21 protein-coding genes and 1 rRNA gene are annotated in these 19,184 nt (G+C 70.9%); 11 read left to right on the forward strand and 11 right to left on the reverse strand.

Going from position 1 to position 19,184, the window contains the following annotated elements; genetic code table 11:
• Positions 1-182: 182 nt before the first annotated feature.
• The 4 genes from HHX31_RS32395 to HHX31_RS32410 all read right to left on the reverse strand — a co-directional run bounded on the left by HHX31_RS32395 (position 183) and on the right by HHX31_RS32410 (position 3,062).
• On the reverse strand, positions 183-1,115 hold the full coding sequence (locus HHX31_RS32395; RefSeq protein WP_169953411.1) for a hypothetical protein: 933 nt from the start codon (positions 1,113-1,115) through the stop codon (positions 183-185).
• Positions 1,116-1,154: 39 nt separating this feature from the next.
• The gene (locus HHX31_RS32400; RefSeq protein ID WP_169953414.1) at positions 1,155-2,072 is read right to left on the reverse strand and encodes an NAD-dependent epimerase/dehydratase family protein; all 918 of its coding nucleotides are present in this window, start codon (positions 2,070-2,072) and stop codon (positions 1,155-1,157) included.
• 85 nt (positions 2,073-2,157) lie between these two features.
• Entirely contained in the window at positions 2,158-2,424 is a 267-nt protein-coding gene (rsrA, locus tag HHX31_RS32405) for a mycothiol system anti-sigma-R factor (protein ID WP_169953416.1), read from the reverse strand.
• A complete protein-coding gene (locus HHX31_RS32410) occupies positions 2,421-3,062 on the reverse strand; it encodes a sigma-70 family RNA polymerase sigma factor (RefSeq protein ID WP_169953418.1) in 642 nt (213 codons plus the stop codon). The genes rsrA and HHX31_RS32410 overlap by 4 nt, the downstream gene beginning before the upstream one ends.
• Positions 3,063-3,311: 249 nt before the next feature.
• Between HHX31_RS32410 and HHX31_RS32415 the strand changes: the two genes are divergently transcribed.
• Positions 3,312-4,052 carry a methyltransferase domain-containing protein gene (locus HHX31_RS32415; protein ID WP_169953420.1) on the forward strand — a complete coding sequence of 247 codons (741 nt, stop codon included), beginning with the start codon at positions 3,312-3,314 and terminating at the stop codon, positions 4,050-4,052.
• A 40-nt stretch (positions 4,053-4,092) separates the two neighbouring features.
• Here the strand turns inward: HHX31_RS32415 and HHX31_RS32420 are convergent, their stop codons facing one another.
• Positions 4,093-4,425 (reverse strand): TraR/DksA family transcriptional regulator, encoded by a 333-nt coding sequence (locus HHX31_RS32420; RefSeq protein ID WP_169953422.1) that lies wholly within the window; start codon positions 4,423-4,425, stop codon positions 4,093-4,095.
• A gap of 215 nt (positions 4,426-4,640) precedes the next feature.
• A complete protein-coding gene (locus HHX31_RS32425; protein WP_169953424.1) occupies positions 4,641-5,390 on the reverse strand; it encodes an SOS response-associated peptidase in 750 nt (249 codons plus the stop codon).
• 82 nt (positions 5,391-5,472) lie between these two features.
• Between HHX31_RS32425 and aroA the strand changes: the two genes are divergently transcribed.
• The gene (gene aroA / locus HHX31_RS32430; protein WP_169953426.1) at positions 5,473-6,843 is read left to right on the forward strand and encodes a 3-phosphoshikimate 1-carboxyvinyltransferase; all 1,371 of its coding nucleotides are present in this window, start codon (positions 5,473-5,475) and stop codon (positions 6,841-6,843) included.
• Complete coding sequence (gene rsgA, locus HHX31_RS32435; protein WP_169953455.1) at positions 6,840-7,868, forward strand: ribosome small subunit-dependent GTPase A; 1,029 nt, start codon at positions 6,840-6,842, stop codon at positions 7,866-7,868. The genes aroA and rsgA overlap by 4 nt, the downstream gene beginning before the upstream one ends.
• Before the next feature lie 17 nt (positions 7,869-7,885).
• Here rsgA and HHX31_RS32440 read toward each other — a convergent pair whose 3' ends face one another.
• Complete coding sequence (locus HHX31_RS32440) at positions 7,886-8,512, reverse strand: LysE family translocator (protein WP_169953428.1); 627 nt, start codon at positions 8,510-8,512, stop codon at positions 7,886-7,888.
• A gap of 150 nt (positions 8,513-8,662) precedes the next feature.
• On the opposite strand from HHX31_RS32440, the gene HHX31_RS32445 reads away from it, so the two are divergent.
• From HHX31_RS32445 to HHX31_RS32455, 3 genes are all read left to right on the forward strand, one after another.
• Positions 8,663-10,000: a PLP-dependent aminotransferase family protein gene (locus HHX31_RS32445; protein ID WP_169953430.1), complete on the forward strand. Its 1,338-nt coding sequence runs from the start codon at positions 8,663-8,665 to the stop codon at positions 9,998-10,000.
• 93 nt (positions 10,001-10,093) lie between these two features.
• Positions 10,094-10,879, forward strand: coding sequence for a histidinol-phosphatase (hisN, locus tag HHX31_RS32450; protein ID WP_169953432.1), 786 nt, complete (start codon positions 10,094-10,096; stop codon positions 10,877-10,879).
• A gap of 177 nt (positions 10,880-11,056) precedes the next feature.
• Positions 11,057-11,803: an NPCBM/NEW2 domain-containing protein gene (locus HHX31_RS32455; protein WP_169953434.1), complete on the forward strand. Its 747-nt coding sequence runs from the start codon at positions 11,057-11,059 to the stop codon at positions 11,801-11,803.
• Positions 11,804-11,807: 4 nt separating this feature from the next.
• Here the strand turns inward: HHX31_RS32455 and HHX31_RS32460 are convergent, their stop codons facing one another.
• Together HHX31_RS32460 and HHX31_RS32465 are read right to left on the reverse strand one after the other, a co-directional pair.
• On the reverse strand, positions 11,808-12,623 hold the full coding sequence (locus HHX31_RS32460; protein ID WP_169953436.1) for a fructosamine kinase family protein: 816 nt from the start codon (positions 12,621-12,623) through the stop codon (positions 11,808-11,810).
• Complete coding sequence (locus tag HHX31_RS32465) at positions 12,610-13,020, reverse strand: low molecular weight protein-tyrosine-phosphatase (protein ID WP_249347269.1); 411 nt, start codon at positions 13,018-13,020, stop codon at positions 12,610-12,612. Before HHX31_RS32465 ends, HHX31_RS32460 begins: the two co-directional genes overlap by 14 nt.
• A 211-nt stretch (positions 13,021-13,231) precedes the next feature.
• Between HHX31_RS32465 and pstS the strand changes: the two genes are divergently transcribed.
• From pstS to HHX31_RS32490, 5 genes are read left to right on the forward strand one after another with little or no spacing between them, the layout of a single operon-like run.
• A complete protein-coding gene (gene pstS, locus HHX31_RS32470) occupies positions 13,232-14,341 on the forward strand; it encodes a phosphate ABC transporter substrate-binding protein PstS (protein ID WP_169953441.1) in 1,110 nt (369 codons plus the stop codon).
• Positions 14,342-14,383: 42 nt separating this feature from the next.
• A complete protein-coding gene (gene pstC, locus HHX31_RS32475; protein WP_249347272.1) occupies positions 14,384-15,325 on the forward strand; it encodes a phosphate ABC transporter permease subunit PstC in 942 nt (313 codons plus the stop codon).
• Positions 15,322-16,206 carry a phosphate ABC transporter permease PstA gene (pstA, locus tag HHX31_RS32480; RefSeq protein WP_169953445.1) on the forward strand — a complete coding sequence of 295 codons (885 nt, stop codon included), beginning with the start codon at positions 15,322-15,324 and terminating at the stop codon, positions 16,204-16,206. The genes pstC and pstA overlap by 4 nt, the downstream gene beginning before the upstream one ends.
• Before the next feature lie 3 nt (positions 16,207-16,209).
• Positions 16,210-16,986 (forward strand): phosphate ABC transporter ATP-binding protein PstB, encoded by a 777-nt coding sequence (gene pstB, locus HHX31_RS32485; protein WP_169953447.1) that lies wholly within the window; start codon positions 16,210-16,212, stop codon positions 16,984-16,986.
• Between the two features lie 36 nt (positions 16,987-17,022).
• A complete protein-coding gene (locus HHX31_RS32490; protein ID WP_311932471.1) occupies positions 17,023-17,727 on the forward strand; it encodes a response regulator transcription factor in 705 nt (234 codons plus the stop codon).
• A gap of 106 nt (positions 17,728-17,833) precedes the next feature.
• Here the strand turns inward: HHX31_RS32490 and HHX31_RS32495 are convergent, their stop codons facing one another.
• Positions 17,834-18,691, reverse strand: coding sequence for a phosphotransferase (locus HHX31_RS32495; RefSeq protein ID WP_211590631.1), 858 nt, complete (start codon positions 18,689-18,691; stop codon positions 17,834-17,836).
• A gap of 375 nt (positions 18,692-19,066) precedes the next feature.
• Positions 19,067-19,183 (reverse strand): 5S ribosomal RNA (gene rrf, locus HHX31_RS32500).
• Position 19,184 lies beyond the last annotated feature (1 nt).

Consider the following 19,184-nt stretch of genomic DNA (forward strand, 5'->3'; position numbering starts at 1 on the left):
GCAGCGCCAGCGCCACTATCAGCCTGACGACGGTCTTCCCAAGCATTGCGCCGCCTCCACGTCGATGTCGCACTCAGGCTACAGAAGGGCCGACGGCCCCACTGGGATGTCGCGCCCATCGCAGCCAAACCGTAACCAAGCCATCACACCGCGTGCAATTGCACCGGTTTGTCAGCGCCCTTTTACGGCGCTTCTTCTCCCGGCGTGAGCCGGGCCAGCAGCCGGCGGACGCCGTCGTTCACCTCGGCCTGGAGCATCCCGTTGCCGACGCCGGGCGTGCAGCCGTAGTCCACCCGCACGCCCGCGTGCGGCCCCTCGGCGTACCCGAAGACCAGACGGTAGGCACGGAAGTCCGCCTCCGGGCCTCCTCCCTGGCACCCGTACCCGCTCGGCACAGCGTCCAGGTCGTCGAGCGCCGCGGCGAGTTCTCGAGCCGCCGCCGCGCCGTGCTCGCGCCTGGGCGGCCACTTCTCGCCCCCGTCCAGGCACACCAGGACCCACTCCGGATCTCCGGGGACCATGGCGTCCTGCTGCCCCCGCCGGTCGCCGCCGCCCCGGCAGGGATCGTCCGGCCTCGGGACGCGCCACGTCCCCTCCCGGTAGGCGGCGGTCAGGGCCTTTCCGACGTACGAGCGGGTCCGGACCGTGCCGTTCGTCGTCGTGACGCAGGAGTTCACCTCCTCGGCGCTGCCCACCCACAGCGCCGAGCCGTCGGCGTACGCGAAGCGCACCAGATAGTTCGTCACGGGCCCGCCCATGTCCGTGCAGGCCATCGAGGGCTCACCGGCGGTCGCCGGCAGGTACGCGAGGTCGCGGGCCATCGCCGCCGCCTGGTCCGTCAGCGTCCGCGACCCGCCCAGCGCCTCGCCGCCCGGATCCGTGTTGACGCCAGGGTAAGCGCAGATCAGCGCCCGCACCGGCGCGCCGGGGACCAGCGACTCGTCCGCGCCGTCCATGTCCACGGCGGCCGGCACCCAGCCGCCGACGCCCTCGCCTTCCCAGCGCTGCGGGCACGCGTCCGGCACCCTTCCCGGCCCGGGCGCGCACGCGGCCAGTACGGCTGTCGCGCACACGGCGACGACGATGACGAGGGTGGTCCGGCGCAGACGCGTCACACCGCTGTGACGCCCGGCACGGCCATCCGGTTCAACCGGTCAGACCAGCGCCTGGCGGGCCCACTCGACGGTGGCCTTGAGACCGGTGGGCAGGTCGTGCCTGGGCCGCCAGCCGAGGGCCTCGAACGCGGGAGCGGGGTCGACGGCCATCGCCGGGAGGTCGCCCAGGCGAGGGGGCTCGAAGCGCGGCTCGTCGGGGGCTCCCGCCGCCGCGGCGACCAGCGTGTGCAGTTCGCGGTCGGTGGTCTGCACGCCGGTGCCGAGGTTGACCCGGCGGCCGTCGCCGTGCGGCCCGCAGGCGCGGGCGAAGCCGTCCACCACGTCCTCGACGAAGACGTAGTCGCGGGTCTGGGAGCCGTCGCCGTACACGGCCGTGGGCCTGCCCGCCAGCAGGGCGTCGGTGAAGATGGCGACCACCCCGGCCTCGCCCTCGGGCGACTGGCGCGGCCCGTAGACGTTCGCCAGCACGAGCGTGGTGTATTCGAGCCCGTACAACGCGCGGTAGGTGGCGAGGTACAGCTCACCGCCGAGCTTGGAGGCGGCGTACGGAGAACGGGGATCGGTGGGGGCGTCGCCCGGTACGGGGATCGCGGCCGGCCTGCCGTAGACGGCGACGGAGGACGCGTAGACGACCTTGCGCGCCCCGGCGCGGCGGGCGGCCTCGAGCACGTTGACGGTGCCCTCGACGTTGGTCCTGGCGTCGGTGACCGGGTCGGCGACGCTCCTGCGTACGCTGATCTGCGCGGCGAGGTGGCAGACGACCTCCGGCCGCCAGCGTTCCGCGAGCTCCGCGAGCGCGGGGTCGCGGACGTCCAGGACGTGGAGCGGGGCGTCGGGGTTGCGCACGTGGCCGGACGACAGGTCGTCCACCACCGCGACCTCGTGGCCGTCCGCCAACAGCCGATCGACGAGGGTGGAGCCGATGAACCCCGCCCCGCCCGTGACCAGTGCCCGCATGTCCCCGTCCTTCCCGGTCCTTGGTGGAAGATCCTAACGAGGATTGCCCCGGTGCGGCCTTTTCAGGCCTTCCGTGGCTCGGGGACTACTCCGCCATCTGGGTGCGCACCTGCTCGATGCGTTCGAGCACCTTGGCGCGCAGGTCGTGCGGGACGGGGTCGCACCCGCAGTGTTTGGCCACGAGCCGCTTGACCGCCTCCTCCAGGCCGTACTCCTCCAGGCAGGGGCTGCACTCGTCGAGGTGCTGCCTGATCTCGGCGATGCGGTGCTTGTCCAGCTCACCGTCCAGGTAGGTGTACACCCGGTCGAGCACCTCGCTACACGGGGTGTCGTGGTGGTTCCCGCAGCTCATCGCTCCTCCTCCCCAAGCGTCCCTTCGCGACCCGCGCCGAGGGAGTCCGGCCGCACCAGGCCGCGCTCGCGCGCGTAGTCCTCGAGCTGGTTGCGCAGCTGCCGGCGGCCCCGGTGGAGGCGCGACATCACGGTCCCGATGGGAGTGCCCATGATGTCGGCGATCTCCTTGTAGGGGAAGCCCTCCACATCCGCCAGGTAGACGGCGATGCGGAAGTCCTCGGGGAGCGCCGCGAGAGCGTCCTTGACGTCGCTGTCGGGGAGATGTTCGAGCGCCTCGATCTCGGCCGACTTCAGCCCGCTCGACGTGTGCGACTCCGCCCGCGCGAGCTGCCAGTCCTCGATCTCCTCGGTGCCCGCCTGCTTGGGCTCCCGCTGCTTCTTCCGGTAGCTGTTGATGAAGGTGTTGGTGAGGATGCGGTAGAGCCAGGCCTTGAGGTTCGTCCCCTCCTGGAACTGGTGGAAGGAGCCGAAGGCCTTGGCGAACGTCTCCTGGAGGAGATCCTCCGCATCCGCTGTGTTCCGGGTCATCCGGAGCGCGGCGGAGTAGAGCTGATCGAGAAACGGCATGACGTCGCGCTCGAACCGCTCGCTGCGCTGCTCCAGAGTCTCCTCGGCTGTCTTGGAGACCGGACCCACCCCCTTCAGGACACCGTACCCAGCCGAGGATACCGGCCCGGGTACGTCCGCCCCGTCGAGGCCTTCTGGCAGCACCAACGTCTTCATGCCCAACTGCAACAGGGCGGGCGTAGAGTCTGTTCCCGGTGCAGATTGAGGTGACGAACGACCCGGTGCGGGGAAAAAAGTAAGCACCGGCTTGGTAGCCCGGAAACCGAGTTTCGCTGTCTCACACCCATGTGCGGGACAGCCAGAGTCCAGGAGCCGCTCGTGCTGCCCATACCGGCCAACGAACTCAACGGCTCGGGCACGCTCGGGCCGTACTGGACCTTCTATCACGCGGTCGTCGCCGAGCAGTTGCGCAAGTGGCTGCCCGCCCGGCCGTCCCTCCTGCTGGACCTGTCCGGTGGACGTGGGCGGTGGCCGGTGCAGGCGGCGCGCGCCGGTCACCGGGTGATCGAGGTCATGGACTTCCGCCGGCCTGCGGAACCGTGGTTGCGCGACGCGTCCGACCGCATACAGAAGGTGCGCGCCGACAATCTGGGCTTCCTGCCCGACGGCTGCGTGGACGGCGTGATCGCCGAGGAGCGCGTGCTGTCGGTCGAGATCATGGCGGAGTCCGTCATCGAGGACGTGGCCCGGGTGCTGCGGCCCGGCGGGCGCGCGCTGCTGTGCGTCGACTCGCTGGTCCTCGGGATGGCGATCCTGGCCGAGCAGAACTACTGGGCGCACCTGTGCCAGACGGGCGAGGTCATGCTCATCCCCTGGCCCGACGGCAGCATCACGCGCTGCTTCACCAGCCAGCAGATACGCGAGCTGATCACCGGCGCCGGCCTTGAGGTGGAGTGGGTGCGCCCGCGCACGGTGCTGTCCCCCTCCACGGTCGACCACGTGCTGAGCTCGGAGAGCAAGTCGCTGTCGTGGCTGGTCCGCACGGAACTGGAGACCGACACCGCCGACGACGACACGGTCGGCATCCACCTGGTGGCCAGCGCGCGCAAGCCCTTGTGAACGCCCGCAGAAAGCGGAAACCCGACGTGGCTCGCCGGGCTCAGCGGCGGCGCTCGACGCGCGACTGGCACTGCACGCAGCGGGCCGCCTCGGGGCGCGCCTCCAGCCTGCCCTCGGGAACGAGCGTGCCGCAGTCGACGCAGTGGCCGTAACCGCCGTCGTCCAGCCGCCGCAACGCGGCCAGCACGGCCGTACGCTGCCGGGACGCCGCGTCGAGCATGGCGCGGGTCCTGTCGGTGTCGGTGAGATGGGCTCCCGCGTCGGCGAGTGACCTGTCGTTCCCCGCGACCGGATCCCCACGCAGCACGCTGATCGAGCGGTCGAGTTCGGCGAGCATGCCTTCCAGGCGCATGCGCGCGGTCGCGACGTCCACGGATCCGCACCTCCGGGAGTGGGGGATTCGCCCGTCCCAGAGCCCCCGGTCTCCTGGACGGTCAGCGGCCGGGCGTCGTGGCCGCGGTCGCTTTCCCGAACGAATGCCCACTTCGCACGCCGATTACACCCCCGGCCACGGAAGCCGGGCCGGGCGCACGGCGTGCGGGCGCGGCGCCCCTGTCCCGGCTGGTCCCGCCCGGAAGTCCCGCCCGGTCAGACGAGCCGCGGCACGTCGTCGCCTTCGAGCGGCTCGATCAGCTCGGGGCCGTTGTGCCGGACGCTGTTCACCGCGTCGGACACGGCGTACGCGTCCAGCCGGTCCGGTGAGGCGGGGACGAGCAGGCCGGTGGGGTCGGTCACGCGCGGGTCGAGCCACTCCGCCCAGCGCTCGCGCTCGACCATCATCGGCATCCGGTCGTGGATGCGGCCCAGCTTGTCCGCCGCCGTCGTGGTGATCACCGTGCAGGTGCACAGCCACTTCAGCGGGTCGTCGTCCGCTCGGGAGGGGTCCTTCCAGAACTCGTACAGGCCGGCCATCGCGAGCACGCCGCCGTCGGCGGGGTGGATGAAGAACGGCTGCTTCCTCTTGCCTTCGAGCGGCATCCACTCGTAGTAGCCGTCCGCCGGGATCAGGCAGCGCCGGGACTTCAGCGCCCTGCGGTACGACGGCTTCTCCGCCACCGTCTCCACCCTGGCGTTGATCATGCGAGAGCCCACCGACGGGTCCTTGGCCCAGCTCGGCACTAGCCCCCACCTGACCACCCTGAGCTGCCTGACGGGCTCGTCGCCCAGGCTCTCACCGGCGTCGTCCTTCGGCACGCGGCACATCACCGCGTAGACGTTCTTCGTGGGCGCGACGTTGTAGTCGGGCCGTAGTTCCTGGTCGGGCACACCGTCCACCTCGACCTGGAACTCCTCCAGCAACTCCTGCTTCTTGCGCGCCGACGCGTACCTCCCGCACATGCCACCAAGACTGCCACTCCCGGGGCCCGTACGCGCTCCGCGCGAAGGTCCGGGTGGGCGGGCGCGCACTAAGCTTGCGCACATGGCCTCTCCGCAGTCCGCGTCCGGCGGCGCCGAGCCGCACGCCGACCACCAGACCGCCGCCGCGCCGCTCTGGCCCGCCCCTGTGGCCGCCGAGCCGGTCCATGCGACGGTCCGCCTGCCCGGCTCCAAGTCCGTGACCAACCGCGCGCTGTTGCTCGCCGCGCTGTCCGACGCCCCCAGCACCGTACGGCTCGCGCTGCGCAGCCGCGACGCCGACCTGATGACGGCGGCGCTGCGCGCGCTCGGCGCCGAGATGACGCCGTCCAACGAGAGCGCCGACAGCGTGGACTGGTCGGTGACCCCGCATGCCGTACGCGGCGGGGTGTCGATCGACGTCGGGCTCGCCGGGACCGTGATGCGGTTCGTGCCCCCGGTCGCCGCGCTGGCCGACGGGCCGGTCTTCTTCGACGGCGACGCGCACGCGCGCAAGCGGCCGATGGGCCCGATCCTCGGCGCGCTGCGGGCGCTCGGCGCGTCGGTGGACAACGACGCGCTGCCGTTCACCATCCGCGGTCCGATCCCGGGCGGCGAGGTCACCCTCGACGCCTCGGTCTCCTCGCAGATGGTCTCCGGCCTGCTGCTGGCCGCCGCGCGCTTCGAGAAGGGCCTGACCGTACGGCACAGCGGCCCGCCCGTCCCCTCGATGCCGCACATCGAGATGACCGTGCTGATGCTGCGTCAGGCGGGGGTCGACGTGGACGACTCCGAGCGCGACGTGTGGCGGGTGCAGCCCGGCCCGATCCTGGCCAGGGATGTCACGGTCGAGCCCGACCTGTCCAACGCCGCGCCGTTCCTCGCGGCGGCCATGGTCACCGGGGGTTCCGTGGTCGTGCCCGACTGGCCGGAGGAGACGACGCAGGGCGGCGACGCCCTTCGCGGGCTGCTCGCCGAGATGGGCGCACGGGTCGAGCGGGTGCCCGAGGGCCTGCGGGTGACCGGCGAGGGCGAGGTGCGCGGCATCGACGCCGACCTGCACGACGTCAGCGAGCTCACCCCGACGATCGCCGCGCTGGCCGCGCTGGCCGGCGGGCCGTCCCGCATCCGGGGCGTGGCGCACATCCGGGGGCACGAGACCGACCGGATCACCGCGCTCGCCACGGAGATCAACCGGCTGGGCGGCGACGCCCGGGAGACCGACGACGGCTTGGAGATCCACCCCCGTCCGCTGACCGGCGGCGTCTTCCACTCGTACGCCGATCACCGCATGGCCACGGCGGGCGCGGTCATCGGCCTGGTCGTGCCGGGCGTCGAGGTCGAGGACATCGCCACAACCGGCAAGACGCTCCCCGAGTTCCCCCGCATGTGGGCCTCGATGCTGGGCAGCGGTGGCCACCCGGGACCGGGGCACTCCGAAGGGCGCGGGCACTGAGAAAAAGGCAATACGACGAGGACGACGTCAGGGTCAGGCCGGGCAAGGGCTCACGGCCCAGGACGCGGATCCGGCCTGCCCACAGCGAGGCCGTCGAGGGCTACGTGGTGGCCGTCGACCGCGGGCGTTACACCTGTCTGGTGGGCGAGGGCGTTCCGCGCTCCGCCACATCGGGGAAGCGGCGGGGCGAACGGACGCTCGTCGTGGCGATGAAGGCCCGCGAGCTCGGCCGCAAGGGCATCGTCGTGGGAGACCACGTGGCTCTGGTGGGCGACGTCACCGGGCAGCCCGACAGGCTGGCGCGCATCGTCAGGGTGGAGGAGCGCACCTCGATGCTGCGGCGCAGCGCCGACGACGTCGACGACGTCGAGCGGCCCATCGTCGCCAACGCCGACCAGCTCGTCATCGTCACCGCGCTCGCCGATCCACAGCCGCGCCCGCGAATGATCGACCGGATGCTCGTCGCGGCGTACGACGCCGACATCGAGCCGCTGCTGTGCCTCACCAAGGCCGACCTCGCGCCGGCCCGCGACCTCGTGGCGCTGTACGAGCCCCTCGGCGTGCCGTACGTCGTCGTACGAAAGAACGGCCCGCTCGACGAGCTGGGCGCGGCGCTCGCCGACCGGATCAGCGTGTTCGTCGGCCACTCCGGGGTCGGCAAGTCGACCCTGGTCAACGCGCTGGTTCCGCACGCCCGCCGGGCCGTGTCGCACGTGAACGCCGTCACCGGCCGCGGCAGGCACACCTCCACCTCCGCCGTCGCCCTCGAACTCCCCGAGGGCGGCTGGATCATCGACACGCCCGGCGTACGCAGCTTCGGGCTGGCGCACATCTCGGTGGAGACCGTGCTCGCGGCCTTCCCCGACCTGGTGGACGTCACGGCCGACTGCCCCAAGGGCTGCACCCATCTCGGTGACGACTGCGCCCTGGACCGCCACGTGGCGGAGGGACGCGCCGATCCCGCGCGGCTGGAGTCCCTGCGACGGCTGCTCGCCAGCCGCGAGGGCTCCCCCGACGACGACTGAACCGGCGGTCGCAGGGGTCAGCCGCCGAGGGCCAGGGTGACGGCGAGGGCTCCGAGCACGCTCCCCATGGTGATCCGCTGGGCCCGCAGCCACCCCGGCCGGCGGGCCAGGAAACCGGCGACGCCTCCCGCTGCCAGGACGATCGCGAGGTTCACCGTCGAGGCCACCGCGATCTGGACGAGGCCGAGGACGACGCCCTGCGACAGCACGTTGCCCGCGCCGGGATCGACGAACTGCGGGATGACGGAGACGTACAGAATGGCGATCTTCGGGTTGAGCAGGTTCGTCGTCAGTCCCATGGTGAACAGCCGGAGCGGTGAGTCGTCCGGCACCTCCCGCAGGGCGAACACCGACGCGCCGCCCGGCCTGATCGTCCGCCACGCGAGCCACAGCAGGTAACCCGCCCCGGCCAGGCGGATCGCGGCGAGAATCTGGGGAACCGCGGCGAGCAGCACGGCCAATCCGAGATTCGCGACCGTCAGGTACGCGAGGAATCCGGCGACCACTCCGCTCAGCGAGAGAATTCCGGCCCTGCGTCCCTGGCTGACGCTGCGGGAGACCAGATACATCATGTTCGGGCCTGGAGACAGCACCATTGCCAGCGCAACGGACACGACGCCCAGGACCGCGTGGGATTCGACCATCGATGTCGCTTTCTCTTCGCAGGTCGTTCGCACCGGTCCGGACGGTTTTCTCAGGCTAATCCTCCTGGCATTTCGAGGGCAATAATTCATATTATTCTCGGAGCAATGTCGTGATCGTACGCGTCACCCTGGCACGGGCGGGAGGCGGCGGTGGAGAGCTACCGGGAACTGGCGGACGAGGTGGCCGCGGACATCGCGGCCGGGCGGCTCAGGCCGGGCGACCGGCTGCCTCCGCAACGGGACTACGCCCGCCGGCGCGGCATCGCCGGCTCGACGGCGGCCCGCGTCTACGCGGAGCTGACCCGTCGCGGCCTGACGGTGGGCGAGGTCGGGCGCGGCACCTTCGTGCGCGCCTCCGGGCGACGCCAGGGCACCGCCCTGGCCGAGCCGAGCGGCAGCGGAGTGGATCTCGAACTCAACTATCCCGTCATCCCCGAGCAGGCCCGTCTGCTCGGGGACGGCATCAGGCGGCTGCTGCGCCCTGACGTGCTGGAGGCCGCCATGCGGCCGGTGGGCGCGGCGGGCACCCCCGTCGCCCGCGAGGTCGTCGCGGACCTTCTCGCCCGCCGCGGCTGGCGTCCGGACCCGGCGCGAACGCTCTTCGCGGGCAACGGACGCCAGGCGATCGCGGCCGTCGTCGCCGCGCTGGTCCCGCCGGGCACGCGGCTGGGCGTCGAGGAGCTCACCTACCCCGTGGTGAAGACGATCGCCGCCCGGCTCGGGGTCACCCTCGTCCCCCTGCCGGTGGACGACGAGGGCCTGGTTCCCGAGGCCGTGGAGAGCGCGGCGCGCGGGGCCGCGCTCAAAGCCGTCTATCTCCAGCCGACGCTGCACAACCCGCTGTCGGTCAGCATGCCGGTCGAGCGCCGCGCCGCGCTCGCGGCCGTGTTCGCACGGCTGGACATACCCGTGATCGAGGACGGCATCTGGTCGTTCCTCCGGGACGAACTGCCCCCGATCGCCGCCGTGGCGCCCGAGCGCACGATCCTCGTCGACAGCCTGTCCAAGCGGCTCGCGCCCGGGTTGACCGTCGGGTTCGCGGTCGTGCCCCCGGCCGTCGCTCCCGGCGTGACCGCGGCGCTGCACTCGATGGGCGCGGCGCCGCCGAGGTTCGCCCTGGAGGCGGCGGTACGGATGGCCGACGACGGCGTGGTGGAGGCGCTGAGCCTCGGCAAGCGGCGGGACGCCGAGGCCCGGCAGCGGATCGCGGCGCGCCACCTGGGCGGGTTCGCCGTACGCGCCGACCCTCGGTCCTATTACTGCTGGTGGGAGCTCCCGCCGCCGTGGCGGGCGGACACGTTCGTGGCCGCCGCGGCGCGGCACGGCATCGCCGTCACTCCCGCGGCCGCCTTCGCCGTGGGCGACCACCGGACGCCGAACGCCGTCCGTCTCGGTCTCGCCTCGCCGCCGGCCGACACGCTGGAAGTCGCGCTCGCCACCCTCGCGGGGATCGCGCGCGCGTCCCCCGACGACGTCCTCTCCGGGTGACGCGCCGGCTCAGGCGTCCGGGGGCCGCGGGGTCCGGGGGACGGTGATGGGACGATCTGCTGGGGCAAGGCCGGGGCACGATACCTTGGGCCTGTGACGGAGTACCGCGACGACCTGCACCTCGCGCATCTGCTGGCGGACGCCGCCGACGACATCACGATGCGCCGTTTCAAGGCCGTCGACCTCAAGGTCGACACGAAGCCCGACCTCACCCCGGTCAGCGACGCCGACCGGGCGGTGGAGGAGGCGATCCGCGGCACGCTGCGCCGTGCCAGGCCCCGCGACGCCGTCGTCGGCGAGGAGTTCGGCACGACCGGGTACGGCATGCGCTCCTGGATCGTCGACCCCATCGACGGCACGAAGAACTACGTGCGCGGGGTCCCAGTGTGGGCCACGCTGATCGCGCTGATGGAGCACGGCAAGGTCGTCGTCGGCATGGTCTCCGCCCCGGCGCTCGGCCGCCGCTGGTGGGCCGCCAAGGGCAGCGGCGCGTGGACAGGGCGCAGCCTGAGCAAGGCGACGCGCTGCGAGGTGTCCTCGGTCGCCCGCCTCGACGACGCGTCCTTCTCCTTCTCCGACCTGGAGGAATGGGAGAAGGCCGGGCGGCTCGACGCGTTCCTCGATCTCACCAGGCAGTGCTGGCGCACCCGCGGCTACGGCGACTTCTGGTCGCACATGATGGTCGCCGAGGGCGCGGTGGACCTCTCCGCCGAGCCCGAACTGTCCCCGTGGGACATGGCAGCCCTCACGATCATCGTCGAGGAGGCCGGTGGCTCCTGCACCTCCCTCGACGGCATCCCGCCCCTCGAAGGCGGCAACCTCGTCTGCACCAACGGCGTGCTCCACGACGAGGTGCTCAAGCGCCTGTCCCCCCGCTGATATTTCCCTCCATATTCGGATAAATCGTCGAATTTCCATTAGCGGCGTTACCGAACCGGCGGTATTCGTGCCGGGTCCGTGACAATCGACTGCCAACCGGCTCGTCGCCGCACGCGTCCCAGAAACGGGACGCGGAAGCGGCCTCTCCGAGACCACTGCGACGAGCCGGAATTCGACATGAGCGCACCAGCGAAGCCGCGTAGAACAGCCGACGACGAGGGAAAGGAAGAGCGGAAGAACGCCCGCAGAATCGCCGTGATCACCGGCGTCTGGGCCTGCGTGGGGACCCTCGTCACCGCGGCGTCGGGAGTGGCGATCGCCGTGATCAACGCCCCCGGCGCCGTACGGAACGTGGTCGGGGAGAACATCGCCGTGACGCACACGGCGACGGCGACGGTCACCTCCACCGTGACCGCCACGGTGACAGCCACGGTGGCGTCCGGCGCGGGAACCGCCTCCACCCCGGCGGAATCCGGGACGACCACTCCTTTGACCAGGAGGGACGCGGTCGGCGTCGTGGGCTGCAGAACGCCCGACGGCTACGGCAACGACTGGGGCGACCGCTCGGTCGCCGTCGCGGGCTCGGACGAACAAGTCACCGCCGTCACCTGCCGGGTGAACGGGACCGGCGCGGTGACGGGCCATCTCGACTACGTGGTTCCCCAGAACGCGACCAAGTTCACGGCGCGCGTCGGAATCGACCGCATTTCTCCAAATACGTCGGCACAGGTGCGTTTTTCCGTTCTCGACCTCAGCGACCATGTCCTCGCGCAGCATGTGGCGACATACACGAACGCGCCGGAGATCACGGTCCCGGTGTCCGGAATTCAGCGAATCCGCCTGAGAATGACCGTCGTCAAGAGCAGTGGGGTCACCTCGGCGAACTATTTCCGGGTCGCGTGGATGAACCCCTCCTATCGGTGAAAGGTCACAGGGCGAGGACGTCGCCCGCGGCGGTGAGAAGGCTGCCCCGGTACGCCTCGCCGAACAGGCAGACGTGGACGGCCAGCGGGTGGAGCTGGTGCAGCGGCACCCGCTCACGCCAGCCGTCCGCGAGGGGCGCCGCCTCCCGGTAGGCGCCGAGGATCGTGCCGAGGTGCGGCGCCCCGAACAGCGCCAGCATCGCGAGGTCGGTCTCCCGGTGACCACCGTGGGCGGCCGGGTCCACGAGCACCACTCCGTCCGCCGACCACAGCACGTTCCCGCTCCACAGGTCGCCGTGGATCCGGCTCGGCGGCTCGGCCGGCCCGGCGATCTCCGGCACCCGGTCGCACGCCTCCTCGACCAACTCCAGGTCCGCGGCCGACAGCGCGCCCCGGTCGCGCGCGAGCCGTACGAACGGCAGCACGCGGCGGGAGACGTAGAACGACGGCCAGTCGGGCGCGGCCTCGTTGCCCATCGGCAGTTCGGCGATGTAGCCGGGCCAGGGAGCGCCGAAGGCCGGGGCCCCGGCGGCGTGCAGCGCCGCGAGCGACCGGCCGAACTCCTCGGCGGCTCCGGCCGTCGCGGGGGCGGTGTCCACCCACTCCAGCACCAGCGCGTCGCCGTCCGCGGCGATCACCTCGGGGACGGCCACCGCTCCCGGCTCCGCCAGCCAGCGCAGCCCGGCGGCCTCGCTCTCCAGCACGCCAGACGCGTCCGCCGCTCCGGCGCCCTTCTTCACGAACACCCTGCGGCCGTCGTCGAGCACGCCCTCGTGCAGGGTCCAGGCGTGCCCGCCGCCGAGATCCCTAGTGATCCTCAAGGTACTTCGCCACCCCCTCGCAGGCCGCCTCGACCATCCGCAGCACCTCCACGAACCCCTCGGGTCCCCCGTAGTAGGGATCGGGCACCTCGGCGCCTTCGGGGGCCGCCGGGTCGAACGACCGCAGCAGCCGCACGTCGGCGTACGGCGGCGCGATGCGGCGTACGGCGCGCAGGTTGTCCAGGTCCATCACGAGGACGAGGTCACGCTCGGCGAACCACGCCCGGTCGAACTGGCGGGCCCGGTGGGACGAGCCGTCATACCCGTGGTCGGCCAGCGTGGCCAGGGCCCGCTCGTCCATCGGCTCTCCCGCGTGCCAGCCTCCGGTGCCGGCGCTGTCCACCTCCACGTCGAGCCCGCGTTCCGCCAGCGTACGGCGCAGCACGACCTCGGCCATGGGCGATCGGCAGATGTTCCCCATGCAAACCAGACATACACGCTTCATGAACCCAATCCTCTCCCATCACGCCTGTGACCTGCTCGTTATCTCCTCCGGAGCCGTACGAGAGCGTCCGGGGGCGTTCATTGCCCGTTCACCTTTACCAAGGTTTTAGGTCACCTTGGCTCCCTACCGTCCCTGCTGTTGAGAGACAAGGGGAGGAACAACCGTGAAGTATGCAGGCCGGCTCGCCGCCGCCACTATCGTCGGCGTGCTCTCGCTCGCCGCATGCGGGACCGATGACAACACGAGCACGGCGGGGGGCACCTCCAGCGCCGCCGCTCCCGCGCAGGGCGACGACACGCTCCAGGGCACCATCAACGCCGCCGGCTCCTCGGCCCAGGCGAACGCCATCGCGGAGTGGAAGAAGAGCTTCCAGTCGTCGAACCCCGGCGTCAGCGTCAACTACAACCCGAGCGGCTCCGGTGCCGGCGTCCAGGCGTTCATCCAGGGCACCGTGGCCTTCGCCGGTTCCGACTCGGCCCTGAACGACGAGAAGGGCGAGCCCGCGCAGGCCGACGCCCGCTGCAAGACCGGCAAGGCGATCAACCTGCCGATGGTGACCGGCCCGGTGGCCGTCGTCTACAACCTCCCGGGTGTGGACGGCCTCCAGCTGTCGCCGAAGACCATCGGCGGCATCTTCAACAGCAAGATCACCAAGTGGGACGACCCGGCCATCAAGGCGGACAACCCGGACGCCAAGCTGCCCTCGACCGCCATCCAGGCGTTCCACCGCTCCGACGAGTCGGGCACCAGCGACAACTTCACCAAGTTCCTGAAGGCCACCGCCGACTGGCCGTACGAGCCGGCGAAGGCGTGGCCGGCCGAGGCCCAGGGCCAGGGCTCCAAGGGCTCGGACGGCATCGCCTCCAGCGTCAAGAGCACCGAGGGCGCGATCAGCTACGTCGAGCTGTCCTTCGCCGAGAACTCGCAGCTGCAGAAGGCCAAGGTCGCCAACGGCTCCGGCGAGTTCGTCGAGCTCACCCCGGAGAGCGCGGGCAAGACCGTCGAGGCCGCGGAGATCGCGGGCACCGGCAACGACCTCAAGCTCAAGATCGACTACGCCACCTCGGCCCCGGGCGCCTACCCGATCGTGCTGGTGACGTACGAGATCACCTGTGAGAAGGGTCTGTCCGCCGACGACGCGAAGCTGGTCAAGTCGTTCCTGACCTACACCTCCAGCGACGAGGGCCAGCAGGCGCTGACCAGCCTCGGCTACGCCCCGCTGCCGTCGAGCCTGGTCGGCAAGGTCCGCACCGCTGTCGAGGCGATCTCCTAGCAGATGGCGACGTCAACCAGAACCAGGGAGAGCGGGCCGGCCATGCGCCGGTCCGCCTTCCGGCGCAGCCGCGGCGACGGGCCGTTCCGCTTCGCCTCGATCGGGGCCGGTGTCGTCCTTCTGGCGATCATGGCGGCGATCGGGGTGTTCCTGGTCGTCAAGGCCGTCCCCGCCCTCCAGGCGAACACGTCCAGCTTTCTCACCGAGCTGACCTGGCAGCCCAACGCCACGAAGCCCGTCTTCGGCATCGGGGCGCTCGCCTTCGGCACCGTGCTCAGCTCGCTGCTCGCGCTGGTCATCGCCACCCCGGTGGCGGTCGGGGTCGCGCTGTTCATCTCGCACTACGCGCCCCGGCGGCTCGCCTCCCTGCTCGGCTACATCGTGGACCTCCTCGCGGCGGTCCCCAGCGTGGTGTACGGCCTGTGGGGCGTCGCCTTCCTCGTGCCGTTCATGCTCGGCCCGTCGAAGTTCCTCAACGACCACCTCGGCTGGATCCCGTTCTTCGGCGGCGCCACCGTGGTCGGCAAGAGCATGCTCACCGCGTCGCTGGTGCTCGCGATCATGATCCTGCCGATCATCGCCGCCATCTCCCGCGAGGTCTTCCTGCAGGCCCCCAAGACGCAGGAAGAGGCCGCGCTGGCGCTCGGCGCGACGCGCTGGGAGATGATCAGGATGTCGGTCCTGCCGTTCGGCCGGCCCGGCGTCATCAGCGCCGCCATGCTCGGCCTCGGCCGCGCGATGGGCGAGACGATCGCCGTCGCGCTCATCTTCCCGGCGACATTCAAGATCACGATCGAGATCCTCGGCCCGTACGGCAACAGCATCGCCGCCAACATCGCCAACGGCTTCGGCGAGGCGACCGATGTGGGCCGCGGCGCCCTGATCGCCTCGGGTCTCGTCCTGTTCCTCATCACCCTGCTGGTGAACATGGCCGCCCGCTTCGTCATCGCCCGCCGCAAGGAGTACGCGAGGGCCGCAGCGTGACCGTACAGATCGGAATCCAGCCCATCTCCGCCGCCAGGCGCATCAAGGACCGGCTCGTCCAGGTGCTCGTCTACCTGGCGTTCGCGCTCGCGGTCATCCCGCTGGTGTCGGTGCTGTGGCTCGTCGTCAAGAACGGCATCGGCCGTTTCGACCTGGAGTTCCTCACCCACTCGATGCGCAACATCGGGGCGCGCGACGCGGGCGGCGGCGCCTACCACGCCATCATCGGCACACTCGAACAGGTCCTGCTCGCGTCGCTCATCGCGGTGCCGATCGGTCTGCTCACCGCCGTCTACCTCGTCGAGTACGGCGAAGGCGGACGATTGTCGCGCATCATCAGCTTCTTCGTGGACGTCATGACCGGCGTCCCTTCCGTGGTTTCCGGACTCTTCGTCCTGGCCTTCTGGATCCTCGTGCTCGGCATGCCGTTCTCCGGCTTCGCCGGCGCGCTCGCCCTGTCGATCCTGATGATGCCGGTCGTGGTCAGGTCCGCCGAGGAGATGCTCCGCCTCGTGCCCAGGGAACTGCGCGAGGCGTCGTACGCGCTGGGCGTGCCCAAGTGGCGGACCATCGTCAAGGTCGTGCTGCCCACGGCGTTCACCGGCATCGTGACCGGCGTCATGCTGGCCGTCGCCCGCGTCGCCGGCGAGACCGCGCCGCTGCTGCTGACCGTCTTCATCACCGACTCCATCAACACCGACCCGTTCAACGGACCGCAGATGGGGCTCCCGCTGTACGTGTTCGATCAGGCCGGTCGTCCCACGGACACCGCGATCGACCGGGCCTGGACCGGCGCACTCACGCTGATCCTGATCGTCATGCTGCTCAACCTGGTCGCGCGCCTCATCACGTGGTGGCGTTCGCCCGCGAGGAGGAGGTAAGGAATGGCCAAGCAGATCGAGGTAGCGGGCCTCGACGCCTACTACGGCTCGCACAAGGCGATCGAAGGCATCTCGATGACGATCGAGCCGCGGTCGGTGACGGCCTTCATCGGGCCGTCGGGCTGCGGGAAGTCGACGTTCCTGCGGACCCTCAACCGGATGCACGAGGTCATCCCCGGCGCGCGGGTCGAAGGCAAGGTGCGCCTGGAGGAGCAGGACCTGTACGGCGCCGACGTCGACCCCGTGTCGGTCAGGCGGACCATCGGCATGGTGTTCCAGCGGCCGAACCCCTTCCCCACGATGTCCATCTTCGACAACGTGGCGGCGGGCCTGCGGCTCAACGGCCGTCACTCGAGGTCTGAGCTTGAGGACGTCGTCGAGGAGTCCCTCAAGGGCGCCAACCTGTGGAACGAGGTCAAGGACCGGCTGAACAAGCCGGGCGCGGGCCTGTCCGGCGGCCAGCAGCAGCGTCTGTGCATCGCCCGCGCGATCGCCGTACGCCCGCAGGTGCTGCTCATGGACGAGCCGTGCTCGGCCCTCGACCCGATCTCGACCCTGGCGATCGAGGATCTGATCTCGCAGCTCAAGCAGGACTACACGATCGTGATCGTGACCCACAACATGCAGCAGGCCGCCCGGGTCAGCGACAAGACCGCGTTCTTCAACCTGGCCGCGCAGGGGCAGCCGGGCAAGCTCGTCGAAATGGACGAGACGTCGAAGATCTTCACCAACCCGGCCGAGAAGGCGACCGAGGACTACATCACGGGCCGCTTCGGGTGACGACCGCTTCCGGCTGACAGCATTGGAGGGACCCGGGTGACGGCACCCGCAGTGGAGGGGGACACTCGGACGGCGCCCATGCTCCTGGTGGCCGATCCGGACGCGGGCCTGGTTCGGCAGCTCTCCGCCGCCATGCAGGCCGAGGGCGTCGACGTGGCCGGCGTGCCCGACGGCGCCCAGGCACTGCTGCAGGCCGGGGCGCTCAAGCCCGACGCCGTGCTGATCTGCGCCTCCCTCCCCATCGTCGGCCCAGTCGACTTCGTCCGCGCCGTACGGCTCGCGCGATCCGTTCCCGTCCTGCTCGGCATCGACTTCGGCGGTGACGCCGGGCAGGCGCTGGAGGCCCTGGAGGCGGGCGCGACGGCCTGCGTGGCCAGGCCGTACCGCGTGCGCGAACTGCTCCCCCTCGTCCAGGCGGCCTTCCGCCGCGAGGACGGCCACCGGACCGTGCTCACGATCGGCGACGTGGAGCTCGACGTCACGGCATACCAGGTGAAAGTCGGTGGACGCGTGGTGCATCTGCCGCTGCGCGAGTTCGAGCTGCTGCGCTACCTCATGCGCAACGCCGACAGGACCGTCACCCGCGAGCAGATCATGCGCAACGTCTGGCACTCCGCCGAGGGGATGTCGACCAACACCATCGCCGTACACGTCAAACGCCTGCGCGCGCGGCTGGGCGACGTGGAGGACACCATGATCCAGACTGTCCGCGGCGTGGGCTACCGCCTCGTCAGCGGGTGAATGCCCACTCGGGAGCCCTGCCCGGGAACTCTGCCCGGGAACTCTGCCCAGGAGCGCTGTCCGGGAGCGCTGTCCTGCGCGGGATACGCCCCTCGCGCCTCCCGTCTCAGGAGAAGGTGCGGTCGAGATGCGCCAGACCCGCGTCCGCGTACGACCGCTCGCCCGAGCTCAGACCGTACGCGATGTCTTCCAGCAGGGCGCACCGGGCGTAGAAAAGGACCCGCGCGTGCCCGGCGTCGTCGAGACGCCCCTCGTAGTGCGCCAACGTCCGCTCGAAGACCGCCGGACCGAGATCCCGGTAGACCAGCGCGAGGTCGTACGCGGGATCGGTGATGGCCGCGTCGGTCCAGTCGATGACCCCCGTCACGGTGCTCGTATCGGCATCCGCCAGCACATGCTCCGCGCCGAGGTCGTTGTGGCAGAACGCCGGCACGCCGGGCTCCTCCGGGGCCTCGGCGCCGAGAAAGTCCTCCACCAGCCGGCGAGCGTCCGGCGGCAGGTGAGCCGCGACGTCCCGATAGTGGCCTTCGGCCTCCTCCAGCAGCTCACTCGCCGGATAGACGTCGTGCGGCACGAGCGTCTCCATCCGCTCCACCGGCGCCGCGTGGAGCCGGCTGAGGAACCCACCGAGCGGAGCCGCCAGGCGCATCGGCTCCCTGACCGGGTGGAGGTTCAGCGGACGGCCCGGAAGCACGCGGTACGCCAGCACGCCCGCCTCCTCGTCCACAAAAACCGGCCGCGGCACGGGCACCGGGGACAACTCGGCCACCGCGGCGAGCAACGCCGCCTCCCGCCGCACCGCTTCAGCGCGTCCGGCCGCCTCGTCGGTCTTGCTCTGCCGCACGACCAGCTCGCCGTTGACCTCGTACGCCGCGTTGTCCTGCCCCTCGCCCAACCGCCTGACCCTGCCGACCTCGTAGCCGGGCAGGTGGCGGGCAATCAACCGACTGATCAGCTCATCCACGCCGGCAACCCTAATTGGGTGTCCACAGGCCTTGGCCCGGTCGGTCACCACGGGCCGGGTCGGTCACCACGGGCCGGGTCGGTCACCACGGGCCGGGTCGGTCACTGCGCCGGAAGGAACCTCCGGTCCTCGCGAAGCCCGCTCCGCTGGGCCTTCGCTGCGGTCCTCGCTCCCTTCCGCTCCGCTCCCTCCAGCCCGTCCCCTCCGCACCCGTCCGCTCCCTCACCCCGGTGAACGTTGGTCGATATGCGAAAAGCCCCGGCCAACAAGCCGGGGCTGAACACCCACACCCCAACCCCCACACGGAAAAAGGAGGGGGTCCGGGAATGCGGAAGGGCCACCCCGAACGGGATGGCCCTTACCATATGAAAGATTGTCCGGCGGCGTCCTACTCTCCCACACCGTCCCCGGTGCAGTACCATCGGCGCTGGCAGGCTTAACTTCCGGGTTCGGAAAGTAACCGGGTGTTTCCCTACCGCTATAACCGCCGTAA

This window comes from Microbispora sp. H11081 (assembly GCF_012999535.1).
Lineage (GTDB): Bacteria > Actinomycetota > Actinomycetes > Streptosporangiales > Streptosporangiaceae > Microbispora.